Raw genomic sequence first — 23,681 nt, 5'->3', positions numbered from 1 at the left:
GGCCGTAAACCGAGGATTTACGGTTATGAGCAGGATTGATCTTTTGCCGGGCGCAGGTCCGGTACTCACTTTGCGACAAGCGCTCTATCGCGCGGGTCGTGATTATCACGGCGGTATCACCAGGCTGGCCTTCGACATGGGGCTCGAGGTGGATGCCCTGCAGAAGAAGTTGCACCATGCCGACGACCGCCGCTGGCCAACCCCTGACGAACTGGAAGAGATCGTGCAGTGGACCGCTGATCCTCGGCTGCTTGATGCGCTGGTTCGTCCTGCCGGTGCGGTCTGGTATCGCCCCAAGCCTGTGCCTGCTACCAACGATGCCTTGCAGGCGGTTGCGAAGCTTCTGGCCGAGTCCGGTCAGTTCGTGGGTAGCCTGCATGATGGTGCCTCGGACAACGTTTGGACCTTGGCGGAGGTGTTGAATCTGGAGCAGCGGGGCATGGAAGTCATCCGACAAGTTCTCGCCATCATGGCGGGCGCGCGCGAAGCCATGGAGGACGCAAGCCATGGCTGATGCCGTCGATTTTGCCAATGACCGCGCTGAGTATTTCCTCCAGTTGTCGCTGCAGCGTCTTGCGCGGCTTCCGGTCAAGCCAAGCGCGCAAATCTGCGAAGACTGCGATGAGCCCATCCCGCTGGCCCGTCAATTGTCAGTCTCCGGTTGCGAAACCTGCATCGATTGCCAAGAGTTGCGGGAGCGCCGGAGATGAGCGAACGCCCAACTCCTACCACAGCTGATTGGGCGCGGCGTTACATTGAAACCTTCGGTCTGGCTCTGGTTCCTATCGAACCGGGTGAAAAGGGGCCGAAGGGTGCCGGATGGAACAAGCCTGGTGGCTATTTCACGGATGCCTCGAAAGCTGAAGCGTTCTGGACTGCGAGCCCGAACCACAACCTCGGTGTTGTGCTTGGGCCGAGTCGTGTCTGCTCGCTTGATGTTGACGATGTCGAGCTAACCCGGCAGGTGCTGCAGCAGACGCTTGGGCTCGATGTCGACGCACTCGCAGACGCGTACCCCACCTCCGTGGGCAACCCTGAACGATTCCGCGTGATGTTCCGCGTCCCTGAGGGGGTGGAACTGAGTCGCCACGCCTTGGTTTGGCCAAACAGAAACGACCCGGATGGCACCATCTACAAAGGGCTCATGGTCCAAGTGAAAGCTGCCATGGACGCCGGGGATGCAGGTCGCGAGGCCGCTTTCCGCATGGCGGCTGAGCCTTTCAAGAAAGTGACGGTGTTCGAGTTGCGGGGTGGCCTGGTGCAGGACGTATTGCCCCCATCCATTCACCCGGGCACGCACAAACCATACACATGGCGTACCCCTCCGACAGCTGATGGCTTGCCAGAGCTGCCTGACGACTTGTTGGCAATCTGGCAGGACTGGGATGAGTTCAAACCGAAGGGGGAGGCCGTTTGCCCTTGGAAACCGAAGGCGGCAACACCTGTGCCTGCAGCTCGTCCCATGGCCAAACCATCAACAGCTACAGCACGCTCTGGTGAGCGGCTCCCCGAGGTCATCCCTGAATTCAATCGTATCCATGACATCGCAACGATGATTGAGGCGCACGGTTACAAGCGCGTCGATGGGAAGTGGTTGAGCCCGCACAGCAGCTCAGGCATACCCGGTGTGACAATCACGGAGGGCAAGCTTTACTCGCATCACACCTCGGACCCGCTGGCGAACGGACACAAGAATGATGCATTCGATGTGTTCTGCATCCTGGAGCACGACGGCGACCAGAAGGCTGCGACTAGGGCGGCAGCTCGGATCCTGGGTATTGACGCGAAGTCACGTCCGCCGGCACCGCCGCCATTGGGCGAACTTCCCCGTGCCCCATCGGTAGTGGAGCCGGCCGAGCTGCCTCCGGTCGTCGATAGCAATGTCGAGCATCTTCCCCGCACCCCATCAGACGTCGAGGCCATCAGCCCGGCCGACTCCTCGGCCACCGGGGGGCCGGGGGGAGATGCCCTGGACATTGATGCTGCAATGCGCCGATTTGCCCTGGTCGAAGGTTCCACGAACGTATGGGACTTCGACAAGCGACGGTCGATGAAGCGGACAGGCTTCGAGGCCTTGGTCGGCAAGCCACTCTCGAAAGCGTGGATGGAGCGGACCGACAAGAAGCTCATCGCTTTCGAGCAGGTGCAAGAGCTTGAGCAGGCCCGGAAGATGTCCAGCAAGAAGGGTGGAGCGCTGAAGCTTGAACCGCTCGACCGGTACATCTACATCGATGGGACAAAAGAGGCCTGGGATCGTGAGAAGAAGCGTCGGTTGCCCGAGGGCAGCGTCAAGATGGCCTTGGGGGATGCCTATCAGCTCTGGCTGAACAGCCCGGAACGGCGGGTGGTGGACGTCGATCACATCGTGTTCGACCCAACGATGACCAAGGACCCGGCTATCTACATCAACACTTTTGAGGGCTTGCCGCTTGAGCCGGTCCGTGACGATGCTGCGTGCGAGAACCTGCGGTGGCTGATCTCGTTCCTTTGCAACAATGACGCCGAAGCGTTGGATTGGCTGGTCAAGTGGCTGGCCTATCCGTTGCAGCACATGGGCGCAAAGATGGACACCGCGATTCTGTTCCACTCAACCATGGAAGGCTCGGGCAAAAGCCTGCTGTTCGCGGACATCATGGGCGAGCTATACGGTCGCTACGGTGCCACGGTTGGCCAGGCACAGCTGGAGGGCAATTTCAACGCCTGGCAAAGCGGCAAGCTTTGGGCCGTGTTTGAAGAGGTGGTGAGCCGTGACCAGCGCTACAACCAGGTAGGCAAGATCAAGCACATGATCACCGGTAAGACGGTGCGCATGGAATCCAAGTTCATCAACGGCTGGGAAGAATCCAACCACATGAACTCGGCGTTCTTGAGCAACGAGATCATGCCATGGCCGATCAGTGAAGACGACCGCCGGATGCTAGTGATGTGGCCACTGGAGACTCTGCCCGCCGAAAGGCAAAAGGTTATTGCCCGAGAGTTGGCCAACGGTGGGGTGGCTGCCTTGTACGGATGGCTGCTCGATGTCGACCTTGGGGATTTCAACCAGCGCACGCGTCCGCCAAAAACTGAAGCCCGCCAGAGGCTTGTTGAGCTGAGTCGCACGGCTTGGCAGACCTTCTTCTACCTTTGGCGAAACGGCGAGTTGGGGCACGGTCTATGGGGCTGCTGCCTGACTTCCGATGTGTACGCCATGTTCCTTGAGTGGTGCTCCCACAACAAAGAGAACTCCATGAGCCACACGAAGTTCTCGCTGATGTTAAGCGCGAAGGTGGAGAAGACACGCCCTATCCCCTGGACTGATGGCAGCTCTCGCCGATTTGCGGCGTTCTTTGTGCCCAGCGAGGGTGATCCTTCCCTGCCCCCATCCATGAAGTCGGCCGAGCTGGGCAAGACCGTTGTCGAGTGGCGTGCCCGAGCAAAGCTGGCGGGCTGGAACGTCGACAGTTGGGACCACATCAAGAGGCTTGCGGCATGACTCTGCCATTAAGTGTGTTGGGTGTGTTGGGTTTGTGTTGGGTTGGTTTCGGTAAGCCAACACACATTCAGGCCCCGGAATCTGTGGCTTTGGGGGTATGTGTGTTGGGTGTGTTGGGTTTGTGCGCACGCGCGCGCGCGCGATTTTTTTTAATCGCTGAAATCGAACGGGGAGGAAATCTCTATGCGAACCCTGAAAAACCCAACACACCCAACACACTCAACACAGTTACTTCCAATCCATTGAATTCATTGAGTTTTGAGTGTGTTGGGTTTGTGTTGGGTTTGCCAAATGCGTGTTGGGTACTGGCCGGGGAGGGCTGGCGATGACGAAGGACCAAGGATTGCGCCTACAGGGGCAGGTGGATCACGCGCTGCACCGCATCGATATGGCGGCACTTATCGACCAGTCCGAACGCCTGCGTCTGGTGGCCGAGCTGATGAAGCATTGGGGAGAGCGGCGTGGGCAGCTTGGGCTGGATGCCAGCTTGGGCAGTCAAATGGGCAGCATCATGGAATGGAAGGGAGCTGCACCGCGCGGAGGCTCATCCGGTTCGCGAATTTTGGTCAGCGGTGCAGGCCTTGATCACGCGGCAGCAGAGGTTGACGCGGCAGTGGTCCAGCTGGAGCGGCGTGATCCGCGCGGGGCTACGCTGGCCAAGCTGGCCCAACTGCGCTACCTGTATGGGGCCACGGTGCGCGAGCAGATGCGCGAGGTTGGGCTGGCTGAGGACGCCGACCGTACCTACCGAAACTGGGTTAAGGCCCTTCACCTGCAGGTGTTTGCCATCCTGGCCGCCCGCGCTGGCCGCGTCCGCCAGCAGACCGTTCGTCGGGTGAATATGCGACTTGCGTGCAACATTGATGAGACATAACCACCACATGGCGACGAACCGAAAATAGGCCCTTTTCGGTTTTTCCGGTGGCATGTAAAAAGGCGCCACGATATCAAAAGTGCGCTTAGGCGCTTCCCCCACAAGCACTGTGCTGTGCAAGCCGCTCCGAATTGTCGGCGCACCGAGAACCCTGCCAACTGGCGGGGTTTTCTTTTTCCGGCGCCGTGCTTTGCCAATGAGGCTTACATGAACAGCGAGCAACAAACGTTAGCCGAACTGCCGATCTGGATGGTGATAGTGCTGTCCCTAGTCGGCGGTGTTTCGGGAGAGATGTGGCGGGCGGATATGGCGGGCGCTCGCGGTTGGGGGCTGATTCGCCGGTTGGCGTTGCGCTCTGGTGCCTGCGTGACCTGCGGTCTTTCGACAAACATGCTGCTGTACGCCCTCGGCGTTTCGGTATGGGCGGCAGCAGCGGTTGGTTGCTTGGCTGCGATGGCCGGTGCCGATGTCGCGATCAGCCTCTACATGCGCTGGGCCGCCAAGCGGCTGGGGCTGGGGCAGGTGCCGCCGGTCGGCGGTGAGGGGGGGCAGTGATCCCCGCCGGGGAGTGGGGCGTGCGGCGCCCGTCGATTTTTGGGTCCTCCCCCGGGGCCGCCCCCTACACGGGTGCGCAGACTCGCGGTTTCCCTGCAGCTGAAGTTCCTGCAGGGATGTCCGTCTTTTCAAGGACTTAGTGATGGGCAAGACAGTCAGCAAGCTCGAGCTGGCCGAGATCATCGGTCGTGATGAGCGGACCCTGAGCCGTTGGCAGAAGGACGGCATGCCAGTGATCGAGTTCGGCGTGGGTCGTGGCAACGAAAACCAGTACGACACCCAGCTGGTGATCGAATGGCTCATGCGACAGGCCGCACTGAACGGCAAGAAGGAATCGACGCGTGACCGCCTTGACCGATTGCGCGGTGACCGCGAAGAAATCGCGTTGGCCCGCGAGCTGGGCGAGGTGGTGATTGAGGCCGAAATGGTTGAGCGCTTCGAGGCGGTGATTACTGCTGCGAAGATCGAGCTGCTCAATACCTTCCCTGATGAGTTGGCGGCGACGTTATCAGCCAGGTATGGCGTGCAGGTCGATGACCAGCTGATCCGCGAGCCCATCGAATCAATACTGAGGAGGTTGTCCGCGTATGACGAGGACGACGATCTCGCTGGGGATTTTGACGAGTCGGACGACGAGGAGGGCTCTGAAGAAGACGGCGAGTAAAGCCATGGCCCGGGTCTGCCGTAAGTGGGCGCCCCCGCCAAGAATGACCATCGCCGAATGGGCCGACAGATTCCGCTGGCTGGCCCCCGAAGAGTCAGCTGCACCAGGTAAGTACCGCTTCGAGATGACCCCGCATCTGATCTGGCCGGGTGGACCGCTAGAAGCGCTGGACGATCCGAATGTATTCGAGATCGTGGGGCGCAAGTCAGCACAGGTAGCCTGGACGTCGGGCGTGCTGGGTAACGCCATCGGCAAATGGATTGATCTCGACCCTTCGCCCATCTTGATCCTGTTTCCCAAGGCTGAAGCGGCCAAGCAGTACGTCGCGGAAAAGCTGGAGCCGATGATCGAAGCTACCAAGCGGCTGCGGAAGAAGGTCGACCTGCGCAGTCGAAAGTTGCAGCAGCGCCAGGACTTCAAGCGGTTCCCCGGCGGCTTTCTGAAAATGGTGGGCTCCAACAGCCCGGCCAGTGTGAAGTCCACGCCGGTGCCTCGGGTCGCCATTGAAGAGCCTGATGATTGCAACCTGAACCTGCGGGGGCAGGGGGACAGCATCAAACTGGCGAAAGAGCGTCTCAAGACGTTCCGCCGGTCGAAGATCATCATTGGTGGCACACCGACTATCAAGGGCCTGTCTGCCATCGACGCCGAGCTTGAATTATCCGATAAGCGTGTTGGCTTGGTGCCGTGCCACGGTTGTGGCCAGTCCCACGCGCTGAGCTTCGACCACCTGCACTGCGACGAAGACGAGCATTACTTCCACGAGGTGTACGGCAAGCGCCGACCGGAAACGGCTTACTACGCGTGCCCGCACTGCGGCGAGATCTGGGATGACCATCAGAAGAACGCCAACCTCGCGCATGGATACTGGGAAGCGACGGCTGAATTCCGTGGTATCGCCGGCTACATCCTCAATGAGTTGTATGCCAAGTTCCATGGCTCCCGCTTCGAGGTGCTAATGGAAAAGAAGCTGCAGGCGGAATACGCCGTGCGACAGGGCAACATCGGTCCGATGATTGCGTTCACCAACAGCTCAATGGGTGAAAGCTACGAGTACAAGAGCGACGCGCCAAAGACGGACGAGCTGGAGAAGCGCGCCGAGCCCTATGCCGAGATGACTGCCCCGAAGGGCACGCTGTTGGTCACGGTCGGCGTCGACGTTCAGGGTGATCGTCTCGCCCTGGTCATGGTCGGTTGGGGGAGGGGCGAGGAGTCCTGGCGATTGTACTGGGGCGAGCTACCAGGCAACCCCATCGATCCGCACGACCCGGTGTGGACAGAACTGGACAAGATCATCGCGACTCCCATACCTACCGAAAGCGGTGCGCAGCTTGCCGTGTCGGCAGTCAGCGTCGACAGCTCTGACGGTAATACCAGCGACGCGGTGTACACCTACGTTCGAGATCGCCAGCGTTTCAACATCATGGCAATCAAGGGCGCGTCCATCGACAGCCGGGATAGGGAGATTTTCACCAAGCCGGCCCAGTCGGCAGACACCAGCCAGGACAACACCAAGGCCTCGAAGTACGGCTTGCGCGTGTTTATCGTCGGTACCCACAAGGCCAAGACGCTTATCGATGGCCGGATGAAGCTCAAGGGCGCTGGGCCGGGGCGGATGCACTGGTACAGCGAGATCCGCTCGGACTACTACGAGCAGGTGACCAACGAGGTGCTGGCGCCGCACCCGCGTAACCCCAGCAAGATGGTCTGGCAGAAAAAAGCAGGCCGGCGCAACGAGGCGCTGGACTGCGAGGTGTACGCCTTGCACGCGGCTCGCAGCCTGAAGACGCACCTGCTGCGTGATCACGAATGGGACCAGCTGGAGCAGCAGCTGCTTCAGCCCACCCTCTTCACAACTGAGCAGGCGGTGGCGCCGGTTCCCCGCCGTGCGGTTGCGCGCGGCAGAGGCACACGGAGCCGCGTCAGCTAATCGAGGTTCACCATGACAGATGCACAACAACGTCTCGACGAGGTCCGGGCGGCGATCTCGAACGTCCTGAAAAACGGGCAACGCTTGCGGCGACAGGATCGAGAGGTCCAGCTGGCTGAGCTGAACAGCTTGCGCTTGCTGGAGAAACAGTACGCCACCGAGGTTGCTGCGGAAACGGCTGCCCGGCAGGGCCGTGGCCGTAACCGCGTTTCCTACGTGGGGATCTGACCATGTGGCCGTTCCGAAAGCGGGATTCGGCTGCCGAGCAGCTAATGACCGAAGCTATCCGTGTGGCCAGAGCATCAGTCGAGGGGCAGCAGATCGTTGCCCAGGGCGGCGGCGGCGGCGTCGAAACCCGCTGGCGGGGCGCCTCTCGGGTGCTGCGCAGCGTTGCCAGCTGGATCCCTGGCCTGGGTAGCCCTCGGCGTGACTTTAACCACAGCGAGCGCCGCATGCTGGTGGCCCGCTCCCGCGATGCGATGCGCAATCACTTGATCGCCCGCGCGGCGATTACCCGGTTGCGCACTAACGTTGTGGGTACCGGGCTGGTCTGCCGTGCCCAGGTCGATCATGAGGCGTTGGGCCTGACCGAGGAAGAGGCAGAGCAGCTCAACAGCCAGCTGGACCGCCTGTGGTCGCTGTACGCCGATGATCCACGTGAGTGCGATGCCGAAGCATCGCTCAACCACTACCAACTGCAGGCCTTGGTGCTTGTCTCGTCGATGCTGGCAGGTGACGTATTTGTTGCCAGCCCCGATCAGGAACGGCCTGGTTGCATCTTCAGCACCCGATTGCAGCTGATCGAGTCGGACCGTGTAGGCAACCCGAACGGCGGAATGGACCGGGCGGACCTAGTAGAGGGGGTGGAGTTCGACGGACTGGGCGCTCCAGTTGCTTACCACGTATGCACTGGCTACCCCGGTGAGCATGTGCTGGGCAAGTCTCTGCAGTGGGAGCGGCTGAAGGTGTTCGGTGCTGAAACCGGGCGTCGCCGGGTGCTGCATGTGATGGCTGACAAAGAGCGGCCAGGGCAAAAGCGCGGCGCACCGTACCTGTCACCAGTGCTTGAGCCACTGCAAAAGCTGGAGCGGTATAGCAGCGCAGAGCTGATGGCAGCGGTGATCTCGGCAATGTTCACCGTTTTCATCAAGAAGGGCGACAACTTCAATAACAACAACCTGCCGATGTCCGCACTGACGGAGGAGCAACCGGGAGGTGATGACACCTCCGACGGTGCAATAGCACTGGGGGAAGGGGCCATCGTTGACCTCGGCGTGGGTGAGGAGCCAGTGGTGGCCAACCCCAGCCGGCCCAACGCCCAGTTCGATCCGTTCTTCACCGCAGTGGTGAAAGAAATCGGCGCCGCCCTGGAGCTGCCGCTGGAGGAATTGCTGTTGCATTACAGCAGCAGCTACAGCGCTGCCCGGGCGGCCATGCTACAGGCCTGGCGGTTTTACAGCCTACGCCGCTGGTGGCTGGCCTGTGATTTCTGCCAGCCAAGCCGCGAGTTGATCATCGACGAGGCCGTTGCACGGGGCTTGGTCGATTTGCCGGGTTACAACGATCCAGCCAAGCGCAAGGCCTATTGCCAGGCAATCTGGATTGGCCCGGCCCGTGGCGCGATTGATGAGCTTAAGGAAGCCAATGCGGCGGGTAAGCGCATCGAGATCGGCGTGAGCAACGAGACGCTGGAAACGGCGGCAATGACCGGTGAGCCCTGGCAGCAGGTTATCCGCCAGCGCACTCGTGAGGTTGCATACCGACGCGAGCACAACATGCAGGCCCTGCCGAAGAGCGGGCTCGAGTCTCCGCCTGAACATAACCCCAAAGAGGAATAAGCATGCCTCGAGCACTTGAGCTGGCTGCCTCGCAGCCCTGGCTGATGATGCCCGACGCCTTGGACAACCTGCTGACCATCTCCGACCGCATGGGCGATCCGGTGGCTTTGGCGACCAAGCGCGGCGAGCGGCTGGACGAAACCCGACGAGTCATCATGCGCGGCAGCGTAGCGGTGGTGCCAGTCACCGGCCCGATCTTTCGGTACGCCAACCTGTTCACCGAGATCAGCGGAGCAACCAGCACTCAGATCCTGGCGACCGACATCCAGCGCGCGCTGGACGACCCCAAGGTCAAATCCATCGTGCTCAACATCGACAGTCCAGGTGGCGTGGCCTCGGGCATCAACGAACTGGCCGAGATGATCTACGCCGGGCGGGACCGCAAACGGATTGTTGCCTACATCGGCGGCATCGGTGCTAGCGCGGCCTACTGGATCGCCTCAGCAGCGGGCGAGATCGTTATCGATGAGGCCAGCCTGGCTGGCAGCATCGGCGTCGTTGTCGAGGCCGTGGTCGAAGACGAAAAGAAGACCGGTCGCACGCGCTATCAGATTGTCAGTCGCAACGCACCGAACAAGCGGCCCGACCTCGGCACTGAGGAAGGCCGCGCCAAGATGGGCGAGACCATCGACGCGATGGCTGAAGTTTTCGTGGGCAAGGTTGCCCGCAATCTCGGCGTGGCTGCCGAAAAAGTGCCCGAGATGGGTGACCACGGCGGCATTCGTGTCGGCGTCGACGCCGTCAAGCACGGCCTGGCCCACCGCGTGGGCTCGCTGGAATCCCTGATCACCGAACTGGCCAAGCCGGCCATCAACTCTCCAAGGATACACACCATGACTACCGTCAAGACCACGGCAGAACTGCGCGCGGCCATTGCCGCTGGCACCGACCCAAACACTATCGAGATCGCCCAGGCCGATCAGCCTGACACCGTAGCGATCCGCGCCGAGGCTGCCACCGCTGAGCGTGAGCGCATCAAGGGTATCAACAGCCTGGCAGTCAAAGGCTTCGAGAAGGAAATCGGTGCGGCAATCGACGATGGCAGCTCAGTGGAAGCCACCGCGCTGGTGCTGTTCAAGGCCTCACAAGATCGCGGTATCTCGCTAGCCGGGATCAAGGGCGATGCGCAAGGCGTCACCGGCACCACCCCGCCGGAAGGCGGCAAAGGAGGCGAGCGCAAGGTCGCCGTCAGCGCAATCGTGTCTGGCGCCACGCGCCGTTAATTAGGAGCCCCTCATGGCAAACCCCGACCGCAAGACCTACCTGCCGCGCGAACTCTCGGCAGGTGATTTCCCCATCGTGATGGACACCGGCGTCATCGCTGCGGGCCAGCAGTTGTCCCGTGGTGCTGTGCTGGGCCAGGTCACCGCCTCTGGTGAATATCTGCTGTGCAAGGCCGCAGCTGAGGACGGCTCCCAGACGCCTACGGCGATCCTCGATCAGGACGTAGACGCCACTGATGGCGCAAAAAGTGCGCCCATTCGCCTGACCGGCCAAGTGCTGGGCAGCCAACTCACCCTAGGTGAGGGCTTGACCCTGGCGGCTGCGAAAGCGGCGCTGCGTCCTCTCTGCCTTTTCGTTCGTTAATCGGAGCCCACATGACTGACATTTTCGACACCCTGACCATGCTGGAAGCCGTTGAGCAGATGCCGACGCCGCGCCGCTTCCTCATGGACACTTTCTTCAACGCTTCTGCCCCCGAGACCTTCCCGACCGAGACGGTGACTATCGACATCGTGAAAGGGCAGCGCAAAATGGCGCCGTTCGTCCATCCGACCCTGCCGGGCAGCGTGTCGCTGCGCACCGGCTTCTCGTCTTCCACCTACCAGCCGCCCTACATTCAGCCCAAGCGCGTGACGCGGGCCGAGCAGATCTTGAAGCGCAGTGCTGGTGAAACGCCATTCTCGACCCGTACCGCCCTGGAGCGTGCTGGCGAGCGGCTCGGCCGTGACCTGATGGACCTCGACGGTGAGATCACCCGCCGTGAAGAGTGGATGTGCGCCCAGGCACTGACCACCGGGCGTATCCGGGTTGTTGGTGACGGTGTGGACGACACGATCGACTTCCTGATGGAGGACACCCATAAGGTCGCCCTCGCCACCGGCCGTTGGAATACGGCAGGTTCCGACCCCATTGCCAACCTGCGTCAATGGCGCCGCCTGATCGCCAAAGACTCCGGGCGGTCTGCCAACGTCGCTGTGCTTAGTGGCGAGGCGCAGGATGCCTTCCAGAGCAATGAACTGGTGATGAAGCAGCTCAACACCCGGCGTGTGGATATGGGCTTGATCAAGCCAGAGGAGTTGCCCGACGGGGTCACTTACTTGGGCTACCTCAATGACCCAGGTGTCGATCTTTACACGTATGACGAGTGGTACCTGGCTGATGAGGGCGGTGAGATGCCGATGGTGCCAGCTGGTGGATTGATCCTCGGTTCCACCTCGACCCGTAACGCCATGTTGTACGCGGCAATTCAGGACTTGGACGCCATCGAGAGCGGCCTGGTAGAAGCTGCGCGTTTCCCGAAGAGCTGGGTCACCCAAGAGCCGAGCCAGCGCTGGCTGAAGCTGCAGTCGGCCCCGCTGCCCGGGATGTTGGAACCAAACGCTTTCCTCTACGCCAAGGTGGTGTGACATGGCTGCCAAGATCGAGTACGTGGTGGTGGACGGCTGCATTCAGGATGGGACAAAGGTCGTCAAAAAGGGCGAGGTCTTCATGTCGTCCAACAAGGAGGTGCTGGAGCTGCTTATCGAAGAGGGGAAGATTGCTCCTCGCGGCAAGCTGCCGAGCAAGGACGAACAAGACGACGGTGACTGATCGTGGGCTTCCGTGACCAGGTGGCGTTCATGGACCGGGCGCTGCTGGATGCCCTGGGGGACGAGGCTGAAATCGAAGGGGTAGCCGATCCGGTACCGGGGTTCTTTTCGGCCCCCTGGCTCCAGCCCAAGCTTGGCCAGATCAACACAGGGGTCCGCGAGCCTGTTTTTGCCGTTCGTATCGCCCATGCGAATGGCATTAAGGAGGGGACGCACCTGGTGATCAAGCTTGCGCCCGAGGATGGTGGTGGGCGTTACGTCATCGCGGGCAGGAAGCCTGACGGGACCGGTTGGATCAACCTGACACTGCGTGAGGTGCGTTCATGAGTGTTGGCAGTTACCACAAGGAGTCGGCAAGCAGCGGCCTGATCACGCTGCAGGCAAGGCCCCAGGACGTAAGAGGCTTTGAGCAGTTCGCTCAGTTGGTGCCCAAAGCTATCGCTGCAGCGCAGCGGCGAGCCATCAATAAGACCCTTCGCTGGCTCAGAGCCAAGATTGCCCGCGAAGTAGGTGTTCAGGAGCGCATCGCTATATCTGCCGTGCGAAAGCGCTTGCTGGCTTACCCAATGGGCAGCAACGGTCAGGGCAAGCTTTGGTTCGGGATCAAACCGATTGAGGCCAGCCGCGCTGGTCGGCCTCGGCAAACTCGCTCCGGGGTATCGGTAGCGGGGCGGCATTACAAAGGTGCCTTTTACCGCCGGGTTTATGGCGACCAGGCTGACATCTGGATCCGCGCGGGCAGCAAGCATTTCACGGATGAAGACTACCCCGACAGCATGATCGAGGCGCGTCGAAAGGGGCGCTCGGGTTGGATTGCTGAATCCAGCAGCATTGGCCGTTTCCCGCTAGCCAAGGCAAAAATCTCACTAGAAGACGTCCGGCCTCATTTCGAGACCTGGACCAATCGCGCCCACGACCGGTTGCTAGTGGTCATGAAGCAAGAGTTGAACTTCGAGCTGCAAAAATTTTTGCGGAGGACTGGCAATGGCTGATGAGCCGATACCGCTTTCCCAGGTATACGCTGCGATTGAGCAGCACATCGGGGCTGCAATACCTGGTCTCGCTTATGTCGGAACCATGCCAGCAGGCATCGATGTCGTTCCGGTGCCAGCCGTCGTGTTGGAGCTGGCCGGGTTTGATGATGCGGACAAGGATCCGGGTACCGGTGAGACCGCAGTTGATGCCCGTTTTGAGGCGCGCGTGATCGTGGGGGCCGAAGAGGAAAACTGCCTCCATGTAGCTGCGTTTGTCGCGGCTCAACTGGCTGTGTTGCTGCGTATGCAGTCATGGGGCTTGGCTGTGGAGTTCGCCCAGTTTGTGCGGGCGGAGCGGGACTGGAGCCGGCCAGAGCTGGATAGTTTCGCGGTTTGGGTCGTCGAATGGACTCAGATTATTTACCTGGGCGAAGAGGAGTGGCCCTGGCCCCGAGAGCCCGGCCCATTGAAGTTCGCCTTCGACCCGGACAGTGGCCCCGGCAACGAGGATCAGTATCGAGAGCCGGAGGCGCTGGCATGAGTTACGCGGCCGCGCAGATGGACCGCATGCTGGCCGGCCTGGTGATCCCCTGTTACGTCGTGGCGGTCGACCTGGTCGCCGCCAAGGTGCGGGTGACCGACGGCGGCGACTGGACGAGCGCCTGGGTGCGCTGGCATGCCCTTGCCGCTGGCAAGGCCCGCCACTGGCGCGCGCCGAGCATGGGCGAGCAGGGTGTGCTGGTGAGCCCGAGCGGCGAGCCTGCGCAAGGGACGTTCGTTCCAGGGCTGTATGGCAACGCTGGTGCCCAGCCGGACAACCGCGACCATGTCGAGGTGTGGCGTTTCGATGATGGCGGCTCCCTGGCCTACGACTGGGCGGCCAAGAGCTACACCATCAAGCTGCCCAGTGGCACGGTCAACATCGAGGTCGGCAGCAGCAAGGCAGTGATCACTGACGCTGCGATCAATGCCGAGTCGGCCGCGATCAAGGCCAAGGCGCCGGTCATCACCTTGGAAGGCAGCGTGGAGATTGTCGGGCCGTTACGCGTAACGGGCGACATCCTCGGCCTTGGGAAAATCATCGACACCGCCGGTAACACGGCGAACCACAAGCACTGACAGCCCGCATTCGCGGGCTTTGTCTTTTCTGGAGCCTCACATATGGCAGTCAAGAAAACCGCCGAGACTGACGCGGCAACGGATGCGGCCGAATCCGCAGTTGCACCTGGTGCCGACGGCACCGACACCGTCGTTGCAGCCGCTGAGTCGGCCGGCGTGACCTTCACCGACCGCGTTTTCACCTCGCGCTCGCTATTCCTGCAGGCCGGTGATGACCTGCGCGAGTTCAAGGTGCAGGCCGGCCGCGTGACCGTCCAGGCCGACGACGCCGAGGCGCTGGCGTTCCTGCGTGGCCTTACCGACCTGCAGCAGCTGGATGGCTAAGCATGATCGGCCTGGACCGCAGGACCGGCCAGAAATCCACCGGCCTCGATCATTTGAAACAGTCGATTGAGGACATCCTGACCACGCCCCTGGGTAGCCGCCGGATGCGGCCTGAATACGGCTGCAATCTGCGCCGCTTTGTCGACCTGCCAGTTAACGAGGGCTGGAAAAGCGCCGTGCAGGCCGAGGTCGCCCGCGCCCTGGGCCGCTGGGAACCGCGCCTGCAGCTGGAGCGCGTCAACGTCGTTTCGGTGCTGGATGGCCAAATCGGCCTGTTGCTGACGGGCCGGTATCTGGGTAGCTCGGCCGTAGTTGAGGTGAGCGCATGATTGACCTGTCTTTACTGCCCCCGCCCGACGTGGTGGAAACCCTGGCGTTCGAGACGCTGTATCAGGAGGTCCTTGGTATTTTCCGCGCCCATATGGGCGACCAGTGGACCGCTCTGTTGGAATCCGACCCGGTGGTCAAGCTGATGGAGGTCATGGCCTACCGTGAGCTGATGGTGCGCGCCCGTGTCAACGCGGCGGCCAAGGCCAGCTTGCTCGCCTATGCCAAGGGCGCCGACCTCGACAACCGCGCGGCTGACTACGGTGTGCAACGCCTGACCATCCGCGCGGCTAACCCCGACGCGGTGCCGCCCCTGGAGGCGGTGATGGAAAGCGACGAAGCGCTGCGCTACCGCACGCGGCTGTCGCTGGAGGCACTGTCCGTCGCCGGCAGTAGCGGGGCGTATGAATATCACGCGCTGAGTTCGTCAGCCGAGCTGGTGCACGTTTCGGTCGATTCGCCCCGGTTTTCCGGGGTGCCGGTGCCAGCCGCGGTTAAAGCGCAGTTGCCGGCCGGGGCCATTGTCGTGGTCTGCGACTACGATGCTGGCCTAGCCAACCCGCTGCCTGGCGATGTTTCTCTGGCCGTGTTGGCACGGCCTGAAAGCACCGTGCCGGAGGCGCAGCTGGTGACCACTGTTCTCAAGGCGCTGTCGGCCGATGACGTGCGACCGGTGACGGATCGGCCGCGCGTACAGAGCGGCATCCCGACTGACTTTCAGGTTGAGGCGGTGCTATGGATGGACGATGGGCCAGACCCTGACGTTGTTCGTGCAGCTGCCAGGGTCAGCCTGGATGCCGCCATCGCAGGTGCGCGGCGTTTGGAGGGGCAGTTGCCTGTCTCGGCCATCTATGCGGCGTTACATGTAACAGGAGTTGGCCGTGTCGATCTGATCAAGCCGGTGGAAGGGGTGGTGTGTGACAAGCGGCATTACCCGCGTGCCACGTCCATTGCCCTTACCACCAAGGTGGTCACATGAGCCTGTTACCGCATAACGCCACGCTGCTGGAGCGCGCACTGGAACGCGCCGGTGAGTTCGGTGTGGACCCGGACATTATTCGGGGCGTGGCCGACTCGGCGCGCTGCCCGCCAAACTTCCTGCCCTGGTTGGGCTGGGCGCTCAAGGTTGAAGGCTGGGAAGCGGCCTACACCGACGAGCAGCGCCGCGCGCTGAGTCGCGAGGCGATCCCGGTACACAAGACCAAGGGCACCGTTGGCGCAATCCGGCGAGTGCTCAAGGCGGTGCGAGTCAATGGGGAGTTCAGGGAGTGGCACCAAATACCGAACGCTGCCCCGTACACATTCCAGGTCACGGCCTGGGCCAATGACAACCGGGCGGGCGAGGGTTCGATTATCTCGCCCGAGCTGGGCGCGCGCCTGCGTGCTCTGGTCGACGCGGCGAAGAACGAGCGCAGCCATTACGAGTTTCGGCTGGGTGCGCGCTTTGACGGCGGCCTGGTGCTGGGTAACGCGTTCCAGGCGCGTGCCGTGCAGCATCAGTCCATGGATGCCCAGGCGGTGCCGGTCGATCCCACAGCGCAGACGGTGCTGTTTGCCAACGCCATCAACGCGTCCAGTGTGTCCCGGCGGTTTGCCGAGGCGCAGGGCGTACCCATTCAAGCAGAAGGTGCCCCGCTGGTGGCCAACGCGGCGCAGGTGCGCACGGTCGTGCGGGGCTACATGGAGGCTGTTCTATGAGTACAGGTTTGCAACCTGTCATCACCAAGGCCGGCCTGGCTGCGATCCTAACGGCGACGAAAACCGGTCTCTCGGCTGAAATCGGATTTATCGCCTTGGGCAGCCAGGCCTACACCCCGTCAGCAGATCAAAAGACCTTGCGCAACGAGGTGGCGCGCTTTCCGATTTCCAGTGGCGAGAAGCTGAGCAGCACCCTGTTGCACCTGACCGCTGTCGCGTCCGGTACGACCGGCTACTGGGTCCGCGAGATTGGCATTTTTCTCACGGACGGCACGCTGTTGGCAGTTTGGTCGCACCTCACCGAGGCCCTGGCCTACAAGGCCGCCAACATCGACCTACTGCTTGCTTACGACCTGTCGCTGGCGGCGCTGCCGGCGGATAGCGTGACCATTATCAGCACAGCCGCCGGCCTAAACCTGACGCTGGCTGAGCCTCTGGCCGCGATGGCTACGGCGCTTGTTGCCGAACAGCTTCGGGGCCGGGAGCAGGAGGAGCGGCTGGCCAGCCAAGAGCGCCTGCAGCGCATTGCGGGGGAGCAAATCGGCGGTCTGCTGGACCGCATGGCTACTGCCGAAAAGTCCGCTTCCGAAACGCGTGATGCTCTGCTGAGCGCGACGGTTGCCAATGCCACGGGCCTCATGGCCCTTCAATACACCGTTCTCCAACACATCTATGGATCATAACCATGAGCCTTGAAACCGAAATCGCCGCGCTGGTCGCGGTTAACAACAAGCTGGTCGACTATTACAGCGGCAAGAAGGCTGCGATTGATGCAGCTGTGTCTGCAGCTGTCGCCGCCGCGCCGTCCATTGTCCGTGTCTACTGGGTAGACCAGCAGCTGGGGGACGATGCCAATGGCCTGGGCACCGAGGCCAGTCCATTCAAGACCTTGCAGCGGGCTGTCGATGCTACCCCTGACGGGGGGCGGGTGCAGGCGTGGCTGTCCAAGGATTATGTGTTGGACAAGCACATCAACCTGACCGGCCGGCGGCTAATCGTTGCTGGCGCTGCAGGATCGGGCCGAAAGCTCATTTGCAACGAGTTCATGCCCGAGGGCGACACCCAGCTGCGCGTGGGGTCGTTCTGGCTATCGAACGACTCAACCGTACAGCTGGTGAACGTGACGGTCAGTCTCCCGGCTTCGAGCGCTGGCGAGCTGAGTGCTTACTACGCACTTGTGTTTGCCAGCGGTTCGTCGGCGCCGATCTTGATGCAATTGCGCATGTACAACTGTGCATTCGAGCTGCGCGGCACCTACCGGGGCAAGCTGTTCGGTCCGGGCTCCGTACTGTTCGTGTTGTCGATGATCGGCACGGCGGTGCCTTCTGCACTCAATGGTCTGCTGATCCCCGGCATCGCCGCCGGCACCCTGTCGAAGGATGTAGGCCACGTCATCACTAACCTGTCGAGCCTGTGAGGCAACCATGCAAAAAACCTTTCTGAACGTCGTCTACGGCGACAGCACCTATAACGGCTTTGACTTCGAGGCGCTGCCCATCGGGGCTGCGCTGCTGGTCGCCCAGCAGCAAATCGAGCAGGCGGCCGACCAGGCGCTGGCGGCGACACTGGGCGACCCGCTGCGCGCTATCGAGAACCAGTTGGCCGAGGCCGAGGCGAAGGCCTTCAAGCTGGCAGGCTACGCCGGTGAGGTGCCGCTGACTGTACAGGCCATGGTCGAGGCCCAGGGCGTCGAGCCCTCGGAGGCGGCTGAGTCGATCCTGCAGGAGGCGCAGGTCTGGCACGCGGCGGTCTGTTCGATCCGCGCAGCCCGACTCAAAGGCAAGGTCGAGGTGCTCAAGGCTACTACCCATGCGCAGGCCGAGGCCTACGCAGACGAGGCAATCAACGCCATCCGCGCGAGTGTGCCCGGCGCCGTCTGACACTCTCGCCGCATTCCCTTGAGCGCCCCGGTTTCGGGGCGTTTTCGTTTCTGCAGGGCCGCCGCGTGCGGCCCTTTCTTTTGGAGCTTTCCATGACTGGATTCTTTCACGGCGTTACCGTAACGAACGTGGACACCGGCGCCCGCAATGTCGCGCTGCCGTCTTCCTCGATCATCGGCCTGGTTGATACCTTCACCGAGGGCGCGAACGTCTCGGCCAAAGTCGGTGACCTGTTGCTGATTACCAACGAGCGCGAGGCCGTTGCCGCGTTCGGTGCCGATGCCGCCATCACCAAGGCCTGCCGGGCGATCTATACGCGTTCCAAGGCGGTTATCGTCGCCACGGGCGTGGCCAAGGGCGCCGACGCCGCCGCGCAGATTTCCGCGATCATTGGTGGAGTGCAGGCCAACGGCAAGCGTACCGGCCTGCAGGCGCTACTCGACGGCAAGAGTCGTTTCAACGCCCAACCACGCCTGATCGTTGCGCCCAAGCACAGTGCGACCCAGGCCGTCGCGACCGCAATGCAGTCGATTGCGGAAAAGCTGCGCGCCGTGGCGATTGTCGACGGCCCCAATACCACTGACGAGGCGGCCACCGCCTATGCCAAGTCTTTCGGCTCCAAGCGCATTTACATGGTCGACCCAGGCGTGCAGATGTGGGACACCACCGCCAACGCGACGGTCGACGCGCCGGCCTCGGCCTGGGCTGCAGGCGTGTTTGCCTGGACCGACAGCGAGTATGGTTTCTGGTCCTCGCCTTCGAACAAAGAGTTCGTCGGCATCACCGGCACCACCCGCGCCATCGAGTACCTGGACGGCGACGAGACGTGCCGGGCCAACCTGCTGAACAACGCCAATATCGCGACGATCATCCGTGACGACGGTTTCCGTCTGTGGGGTAACCGCACGCTGTCGAGTGATCCGAAATGGGCTTTCGTCACCCGCGTGCGAACCATGGACATGGTCATGGACGCGATCCTGTACGGCCACAAATGGGCGGTGGATCGGGGTATTACCTCGACCTATATCCGCGACGTGACCGAGGGCCTGCAGGCGTTTATGCGCGATCTGAAAGCCCAGGGCGCAATCATCAACTTCGAGGTCTACGCCGACCCGGTGCTGAACACGGCCAGCCAGCTGGAGCAGGGCAAGGTGTACTGGAACATCCGCTTCACCGACGTACCGCCGGCCGAAAACCCGAATTTCCGTATCGAAGTCACCAATCAATGGCTGACCGAAGTCCTCGACCAAGTCGCGTAAGGAGCGCATCCCATGGCAATGATTCCCGAAATTCTGGCCAACATGAACCTGTTCGTGGACGGCGTCAGCTTCCAGGGCGATGTGCCCAGCCTGACCCTGCCCAAGCTCACGCTGAAGATGGAAGAGCACCGCCCCGGTGGCATGGATATGCCGATTGAGATGGATGTGGGCATGGACAAGATGGAGTCCAACTTCACCACCACCGGCGTGCGCAAGGAGTCGCTGAAGTTCTTCGGCCTGGCTGACGGCAACGCGTTCAACGGGACGTTCCGGGGTTCGTTCAAGGGCCAGCGAGGCGAGACCAAAGCGGTGATCGTCACTCAGCGCGGCACCCTGAAGGAGCTGGATATGGGGGACTGGAAGCCAGGCGACAAGGCCGAGTTCAAGCATGCTGTGGCGTTGACCTATTACAAGCTCGAGGTCGGCGGGGAAGTCATCTATGAGATCGATCCAGTGGCGATGAAGCGCGTCATCAACGGTGTCGACCAGCTGGCCAGCCAGCGCCGCGACCTCGGCCTGTAATCCCCTGCAACCCTTCCGCATTCCTTTCTGATTCAAGGACACCAAGTCATGAGCAAGCCAGCACCGAAGTACCTCAAGCTGACCGCTGAAAATGTCACCGTCACCCTGACCAAGCCAGCCGAGATGAATGGTATCAAGGTGGACACCATCACCCTGCGCGCGCCGACCGTGCGCGATATGCGCATGTCCAGCCAGACCTCGGATGGCGACGACGAGCAACGCGAACTGAACCTGTTCGCCTCCCTGGCCGAGGTCAGCATTAAGGACCTGGAGGGCCTGACTTACAAGGATTACAACCGTATCTCGACCGGTTACACCTTTCTGGTGCGAGAGGACGAACTGTAATCCCGAAGGCATGAAGGCCGCCGCCAAGCGACTGGCGGCCGAGCTGAATTTCTCGGCCGAGGAAATTATGACCATGTCCTATGCCGACGTGGTCTGGTGGCTTACAGATTGAGCTTTGCATAGGGGGCTCCGGTGGCGAACAAACTAGCGTTAGCGCTGGTGATAGGCGGCACGGTCGCCTCATCGGTAGGCGCCGCATTCAAAACGGTTGAAAACGGCATCCAGCGGTTGGAGGCCAAGGGCAACAGGGCCAAGGTGCTGAAAAGCACCATCGGCGAAACCATCAAGCTGCGCGAGGAATGGAAGCGCGCCCACGACAGTGGTGCTGCCGGTGCCGACAAGCTGTTGCGCAAGCTGAACGGCAACCTTGAGGCGCTGCGCAACCAGGGCGTCGAAGTCGGACGCCTTAAGCGTGAGTACCAGCGCCTTGGCCGCGAAGCTCGTGCCGCCGGTCTGCAGATGAAGGGACACCAGCAACTGCAGGCGGGCAAGGAATCGCTCAAGTCGAACGTAGGGCAGGCAGTGGCCGCCACGGCCGCTGTCGCTGCGCCGACGATGATCAGCGCGAATTACCAGGCGATCATCCGCGACATTGCGATCAAGGCTGACATCGTCAACAAGCCACAGGAACAGCAGCTAACCCGGACGGTGATCGGCACGGCCGCTGACACCGGGATGGCGCGCAACGACGTGGCCGCCTTGGTCAACCAGTTGGTCGGTGCCGGCATGGAGCTGGATAAAGCGCTGGCCTACGCGCCGGTGGCGGCCAAGTTCGCCGTCGGGCAAGGCGCCTCGGGCGTCGACACGGCGTCAATGATCCAGGCGCTCGAGCAGAACGCCAAGATCAGCGATCCGAAGGTCATGCAGCAGGCGCTGGAGGCCATTGCCTACCAGGGCCAGGCGGGTAGCTTCGAGGCCAGCGATATGGCCCGGTGGTTCCCGCAACTGCTGGCCGGCATGGAGAAGAGCGGCATCACCGGGCTGGATGCGGTGACGTCGCTGGGCTCCATGCTGCAGGTGCAGATGAAGACCGCCGGTGGTTCTGACGAGGCTGCCAACAACCTCAAGAACTGGATGGAGAAAATCGGTTCCGGCGACGTGGTCAAGGCCTACAAAGACGCCGGCATCGATTATCAGGCTTCGCTGAATACCGGCCTGCAGAAGGGAATGAACGTCATTGAGGCGTCCATGGCCCTGGCCATGAAGTACGTTGAAAAGACCGACCCGGACAAGGCCAAGAAGATCGAGGCGGCCAAGGCGCAGATCGACAAGGAGGTCGACCCGGAGAAGGCCAGGGCAGCACTGGACGCCTTGGAGAAGACCCTGCGTACCGGCGATATCTTCGCCGACATGCAGGTCAAGGCGGCGCTGACCGCCTACGGGCAAAACCGGGGATTGTATGAGGAGCTGAAGGCCAACTCTGCCAACACGCAGAAGGTCGGCGGCATCCTCGACAAGAACCTGGCCGAGCGTCGCGAAACCTCGGCCCAGCAATGGGCAGAGACGGTGCAGGCGGCTGACGACGCCATGCGCAGCATTGGCGATGCCATCCGCCCAGCGACTGACATGGCGGCCAAAGGGCTGACAGCGGTTGCCCGTGGCATCACCGCCCTGTCGGACACCTTCCCGGCGGTCGTGACGGGCATTGCTGGTACCGTGGCGGCCATCCTCGCGTTACGGACCGCGTCTAGCGCGTTCAAGATCGGCAAGGGTGTGATCAACATCGCGCGCGGCCGTGGCCTGGAGCGTTTCGCCGGCCGTGCTGATCGTGGTGCACAGGCGCCCATCAAACTGCCCAAGACAGGCAACAAGGTGCTCGATACCGGTTTGGGTGCGTTGGGCAAGGTGTTTGGAGCCACGACCAGTAATGACCCCGCCCCAATCGCCGACAGCGATCCGCAGCGCGTGTTTGTAGTCAATGCTGACGCTATTGGACGGGTCGGCGGTAGCGTGGCCTCTTCTGGTTCTGCCGAGCCCGGTAGCCGTCGTGCACGCCGTCGACGGCGGCGTCGAGCTGGTATGCCGACCAATGCGCGGCGCTCGCCTGTTCCGTCCGCAGCCAAGGCGCATGTGCCAACGGCGGGCGTTGCGGCGCTCGCTGTTGCTGCCGAGGCAAACAAGCTGGGGCGCATGGTGCGAGGCGTGCGCGGCATCACCAAGGCTGCCGGCAAGCTGCCTGGGGGCAAGCTGATTGATGCGGTACCCGGCGTGCTCGACGTAGCGCTGAATGCCGAAACCCAAGACGAGAAGGCCGAGGGTTACGGTGGCGTGGCGGGCGGCATGGCCGGGGCCATGGCGGGAGCAGCAGCAGGCGCGGCGATTGGTTCGATTGTGCCGGTCATTGGCACTACTGTAGGTGGCATCGTCGGGGCGGCCCTGGGCGGCCTCGGTGGCGAGTCCATCGGCGGTTGGCTGGGTAAGCGCTGGTTTGGGGAAGAAGCGCCCGAGACGGAAGAAAAGGCGCCCGTGCCTGCGGCACCAGGCGAGGCGCTACGCGTAACGCTGCAGCCGCAGGGGAACAAGCCTGTTACTCCGGTCGTGCTCGAGGCTGGCAAGCCGGCGCCGGTGCAGCCCACCATGGGCGAGTCCGTGCGCAGCCAGCCCAAGGCCAGCGCGTCCGACCCCGTTCCGCCACCGGTTAGGCCGGTGGTCATGCCAGCACCGCACGCGCTGATGGTCCCGGCAGCACCGGTGGCACCTCTGGTGCTGGCGACAACTGCGACTAAGGCCGCCCAGGTCCCGACACACCAAGCGGCCTCCCAGCCGGCACCCCGGCCTGATGCTCTGGGTGGTGTGGTGCGCGACATGCCGACCCAGGCAAAGGCGCCGGAACCAAAGCTCCCCGAGCCGGCTAAGCCAGCCCAGGCGCCCCCGCTCAAGCCGCCGGCCCCGAAGGTGGACCAGGCCTTTACGTTCGCACCGTCGATCAAGGTCGAGGTGCTCGGGGATGTGAAAGAGCCAGAGCAGCTGGTGCGCGAAATTGAGTCGCCGCTGCGCCGCCTGTTTGAGACTTGGCAGCGCGAAGCGGAGGCGCGCATGGCGTCGGCCCAGTTGTTCGATCAACCACACGTTTAAGGAGGGTCT

At 62.3% G+C, this 23,681-nt stretch carries 29 protein-coding genes; all 29 read left to right on the top strand.

What is annotated here, in order from left to right; all coding sequences use genetic code 11:
• Positions 1–25 precede the first annotated feature (25 nt).
• The 29 genes from D8767_RS19780 to D8767_RS19645 all read left to right on the top strand — a co-directional run bounded on the left by D8767_RS19780 (position 26) and on the right by D8767_RS19645 (position 23,672).
• A complete protein-coding gene (locus D8767_RS19780) occupies positions 26–514 on the top strand; it encodes a phage regulatory CII family protein (protein ID WP_026020311.1) in 489 nt (162 codons plus the stop codon).
• Entirely contained in the window at positions 507–710 is a 204-nt protein-coding gene (locus D8767_RS19775) for a TraR/DksA C4-type zinc finger protein (protein ID WP_019096614.1), read from the top strand. Before D8767_RS19780 ends, D8767_RS19775 begins: the two co-directional genes overlap by 8 nt.
• Complete coding sequence (locus D8767_RS19770; RefSeq protein WP_122048387.1) at positions 707–3,475, top strand: bifunctional DNA primase/polymerase; 2,769 nt, start codon at positions 707–709, stop codon at positions 3,473–3,475. The genes D8767_RS19775 and D8767_RS19770 overlap by 4 nt, the downstream gene beginning before the upstream one ends.
• Positions 3,472–3,804 (top strand): hypothetical protein, encoded by a 333-nt coding sequence (locus D8767_RS28830; RefSeq protein ID WP_163002511.1) that lies wholly within the window; start codon positions 3,472–3,474, stop codon positions 3,802–3,804. The genes D8767_RS19770 and D8767_RS28830 overlap by 4 nt, the downstream gene beginning before the upstream one ends.
• Positions 3,801–4,349: a hypothetical protein gene (locus D8767_RS19765; protein WP_122048386.1), complete on the top strand. Its 549-nt coding sequence runs from the start codon at positions 3,801–3,803 to the stop codon at positions 4,347–4,349. Before D8767_RS28830 ends, D8767_RS19765 begins: the two co-directional genes overlap by 4 nt.
• Positions 4,350–4,556: 207 nt before the next feature.
• Positions 4,557–4,904 (top strand): phage holin family protein, encoded by a 348-nt coding sequence (locus tag D8767_RS19760; protein WP_122048385.1) that lies wholly within the window; start codon positions 4,557–4,559, stop codon positions 4,902–4,904.
• Positions 4,905–5,046: 142 nt separating this feature from the next.
• Positions 5,047–5,568, top strand: coding sequence for a terminase small subunit (locus tag D8767_RS19755; protein WP_122048384.1), 522 nt, complete (start codon positions 5,047–5,049; stop codon positions 5,566–5,568).
• 43 nt (positions 5,569–5,611) lie between these two features.
• Positions 5,612–7,498, top strand: coding sequence for a phage terminase large subunit family protein (locus tag D8767_RS19750; protein WP_177412727.1), 1,887 nt, complete (start codon positions 5,612–5,614; stop codon positions 7,496–7,498).
• 12 nt (positions 7,499–7,510) lie between these two features.
• Entirely contained in the window at positions 7,511–7,726 is a 216-nt protein-coding gene (locus tag D8767_RS19745) for a hypothetical protein (protein WP_085625556.1), read from the top strand.
• Positions 7,727–7,728: 2 nt separating this feature from the next.
• A complete protein-coding gene (locus D8767_RS19740) occupies positions 7,729–9,336 on the top strand; it encodes a phage portal protein (RefSeq protein ID WP_122048382.1) in 1,608 nt (535 codons plus the stop codon).
• Positions 9,337–9,338: 2 nt separating this feature from the next.
• Positions 9,339–10,559 (top strand): S49 family peptidase, encoded by a 1,221-nt coding sequence (locus D8767_RS19735; protein ID WP_122048381.1) that lies wholly within the window; start codon positions 9,339–9,341, stop codon positions 10,557–10,559.
• A 13-nt stretch (positions 10,560–10,572) separates the two neighbouring features.
• Positions 10,573–10,923, top strand: a complete 351-nt coding sequence (locus D8767_RS19730; protein ID WP_122048380.1) for a head decoration protein — start codon at positions 10,573–10,575, stop codon at positions 10,921–10,923.
• Between the two features lie 11 nt (positions 10,924–10,934).
• Positions 10,935–11,966, top strand: a complete 1,032-nt coding sequence (locus D8767_RS19725) for a major capsid protein (protein WP_122048379.1) — start codon at positions 10,935–10,937, stop codon at positions 11,964–11,966.
• A 1-nt stretch (position 11,967) separates the two neighbouring features.
• On the top strand, positions 11,968–12,150 hold the full coding sequence (locus D8767_RS19720) for a hypothetical protein (RefSeq protein ID WP_122048378.1): 183 nt from the start codon (positions 11,968–11,970) through the stop codon (positions 12,148–12,150).
• A 29-nt stretch (positions 12,151–12,179) separates the two neighbouring features.
• The gene (locus D8767_RS19715) at positions 12,180–12,476 is read left to right on the top strand and encodes a hypothetical protein (RefSeq protein WP_163002510.1); all 297 of its coding nucleotides are present in this window, start codon (positions 12,180–12,182) and stop codon (positions 12,474–12,476) included.
• Entirely contained in the window at positions 12,473–13,141 is a 669-nt protein-coding gene (locus tag D8767_RS19710) for a hypothetical protein (RefSeq protein WP_122048376.1), read from the top strand. The genes D8767_RS19715 and D8767_RS19710 overlap by 4 nt, the downstream gene beginning before the upstream one ends.
• The gene (locus tag D8767_RS19705; RefSeq protein WP_122048375.1) at positions 13,134–13,664 is read left to right on the top strand and encodes a hypothetical protein; all 531 of its coding nucleotides are present in this window, start codon (positions 13,134–13,136) and stop codon (positions 13,662–13,664) included. Before D8767_RS19710 ends, D8767_RS19705 begins: the two co-directional genes overlap by 8 nt.
• Positions 13,661–14,242 (top strand): phage baseplate assembly protein V, encoded by a 582-nt coding sequence (locus D8767_RS19700; protein ID WP_122048374.1) that lies wholly within the window; start codon positions 13,661–13,663, stop codon positions 14,240–14,242. Before D8767_RS19705 ends, D8767_RS19700 begins: the two co-directional genes overlap by 4 nt.
• 42 nt (positions 14,243–14,284) lie before the next feature.
• Complete coding sequence (locus D8767_RS19695) at positions 14,285–14,566, top strand: hypothetical protein (RefSeq protein ID WP_122048373.1); 282 nt, start codon at positions 14,285–14,287, stop codon at positions 14,564–14,566.
• A gap of 2 nt (positions 14,567–14,568) precedes the next feature.
• Complete coding sequence (locus tag D8767_RS19690; RefSeq protein WP_122048372.1) at positions 14,569–14,895, top strand: GPW/gp25 family protein; 327 nt, start codon at positions 14,569–14,571, stop codon at positions 14,893–14,895.
• On the top strand, positions 14,892–15,872 hold the full coding sequence (locus tag D8767_RS19685; RefSeq protein ID WP_122048371.1) for a baseplate J/gp47 family protein: 981 nt from the start codon (positions 14,892–14,894) through the stop codon (positions 15,870–15,872). The genes D8767_RS19690 and D8767_RS19685 overlap by 4 nt, the downstream gene beginning before the upstream one ends.
• Complete coding sequence (locus tag D8767_RS19680) at positions 15,869–16,591, top strand: phage tail protein I (RefSeq protein ID WP_122048370.1); 723 nt, start codon at positions 15,869–15,871, stop codon at positions 16,589–16,591. Before D8767_RS19685 ends, D8767_RS19680 begins: the two co-directional genes overlap by 4 nt.
• Positions 16,588–17,274: a phage tail protein gene (locus D8767_RS19675; RefSeq protein WP_122048369.1), complete on the top strand. Its 687-nt coding sequence runs from the start codon at positions 16,588–16,590 to the stop codon at positions 17,272–17,274. Before D8767_RS19680 ends, D8767_RS19675 begins: the two co-directional genes overlap by 4 nt.
• A 2-nt stretch (positions 17,275–17,276) precedes the next feature.
• Positions 17,277–18,008, top strand: a complete 732-nt coding sequence (locus tag D8767_RS19670; protein WP_122048368.1) for a hypothetical protein — start codon at positions 17,277–17,279, stop codon at positions 18,006–18,008.
• Positions 18,009–18,015: 7 nt separating this feature from the next.
• The gene (locus tag D8767_RS19665) at positions 18,016–18,471 is read left to right on the top strand and encodes a hypothetical protein (protein ID WP_122048367.1); all 456 of its coding nucleotides are present in this window, start codon (positions 18,016–18,018) and stop codon (positions 18,469–18,471) included.
• Between the two features lie 92 nt (positions 18,472–18,563).
• Positions 18,564–19,730: a phage tail sheath family protein gene (locus tag D8767_RS19660; protein WP_122048366.1), complete on the top strand. Its 1,167-nt coding sequence runs from the start codon at positions 18,564–18,566 to the stop codon at positions 19,728–19,730.
• Between the two features lie 12 nt (positions 19,731–19,742).
• On the top strand, positions 19,743–20,252 hold the full coding sequence (locus D8767_RS19655) for a phage major tail tube protein (RefSeq protein ID WP_122048365.1): 510 nt from the start codon (positions 19,743–19,745) through the stop codon (positions 20,250–20,252).
• Positions 20,253–20,300: 48 nt separating this feature from the next.
• Positions 20,301–20,597 (top strand): phage tail assembly protein, encoded by a 297-nt coding sequence (locus D8767_RS19650; RefSeq protein ID WP_122048364.1) that lies wholly within the window; start codon positions 20,301–20,303, stop codon positions 20,595–20,597.
• 132 nt (positions 20,598–20,729) lie between these two features.
• On the top strand, positions 20,730–23,672 hold the full coding sequence (locus D8767_RS19645) for a phage tail tape measure protein (RefSeq protein WP_122048363.1): 2,943 nt from the start codon (positions 20,730–20,732) through the stop codon (positions 23,670–23,672).
• Positions 23,673–23,681: the final 9 nt, after the last annotated feature.

It is taken from the genome of Pseudomonas sp. LTGT-11-2Z (assembly GCF_003691445.1).
Lineage (GTDB): Bacteria > Pseudomonadota > Gammaproteobacteria > Pseudomonadales > Pseudomonadaceae > Aquipseudomonas > Aquipseudomonas monteilii.
The sequence above is the reverse complement of the archived record's forward strand: the minus strand, read 5'-3'. Positions and strand labels throughout refer to the sequence as shown.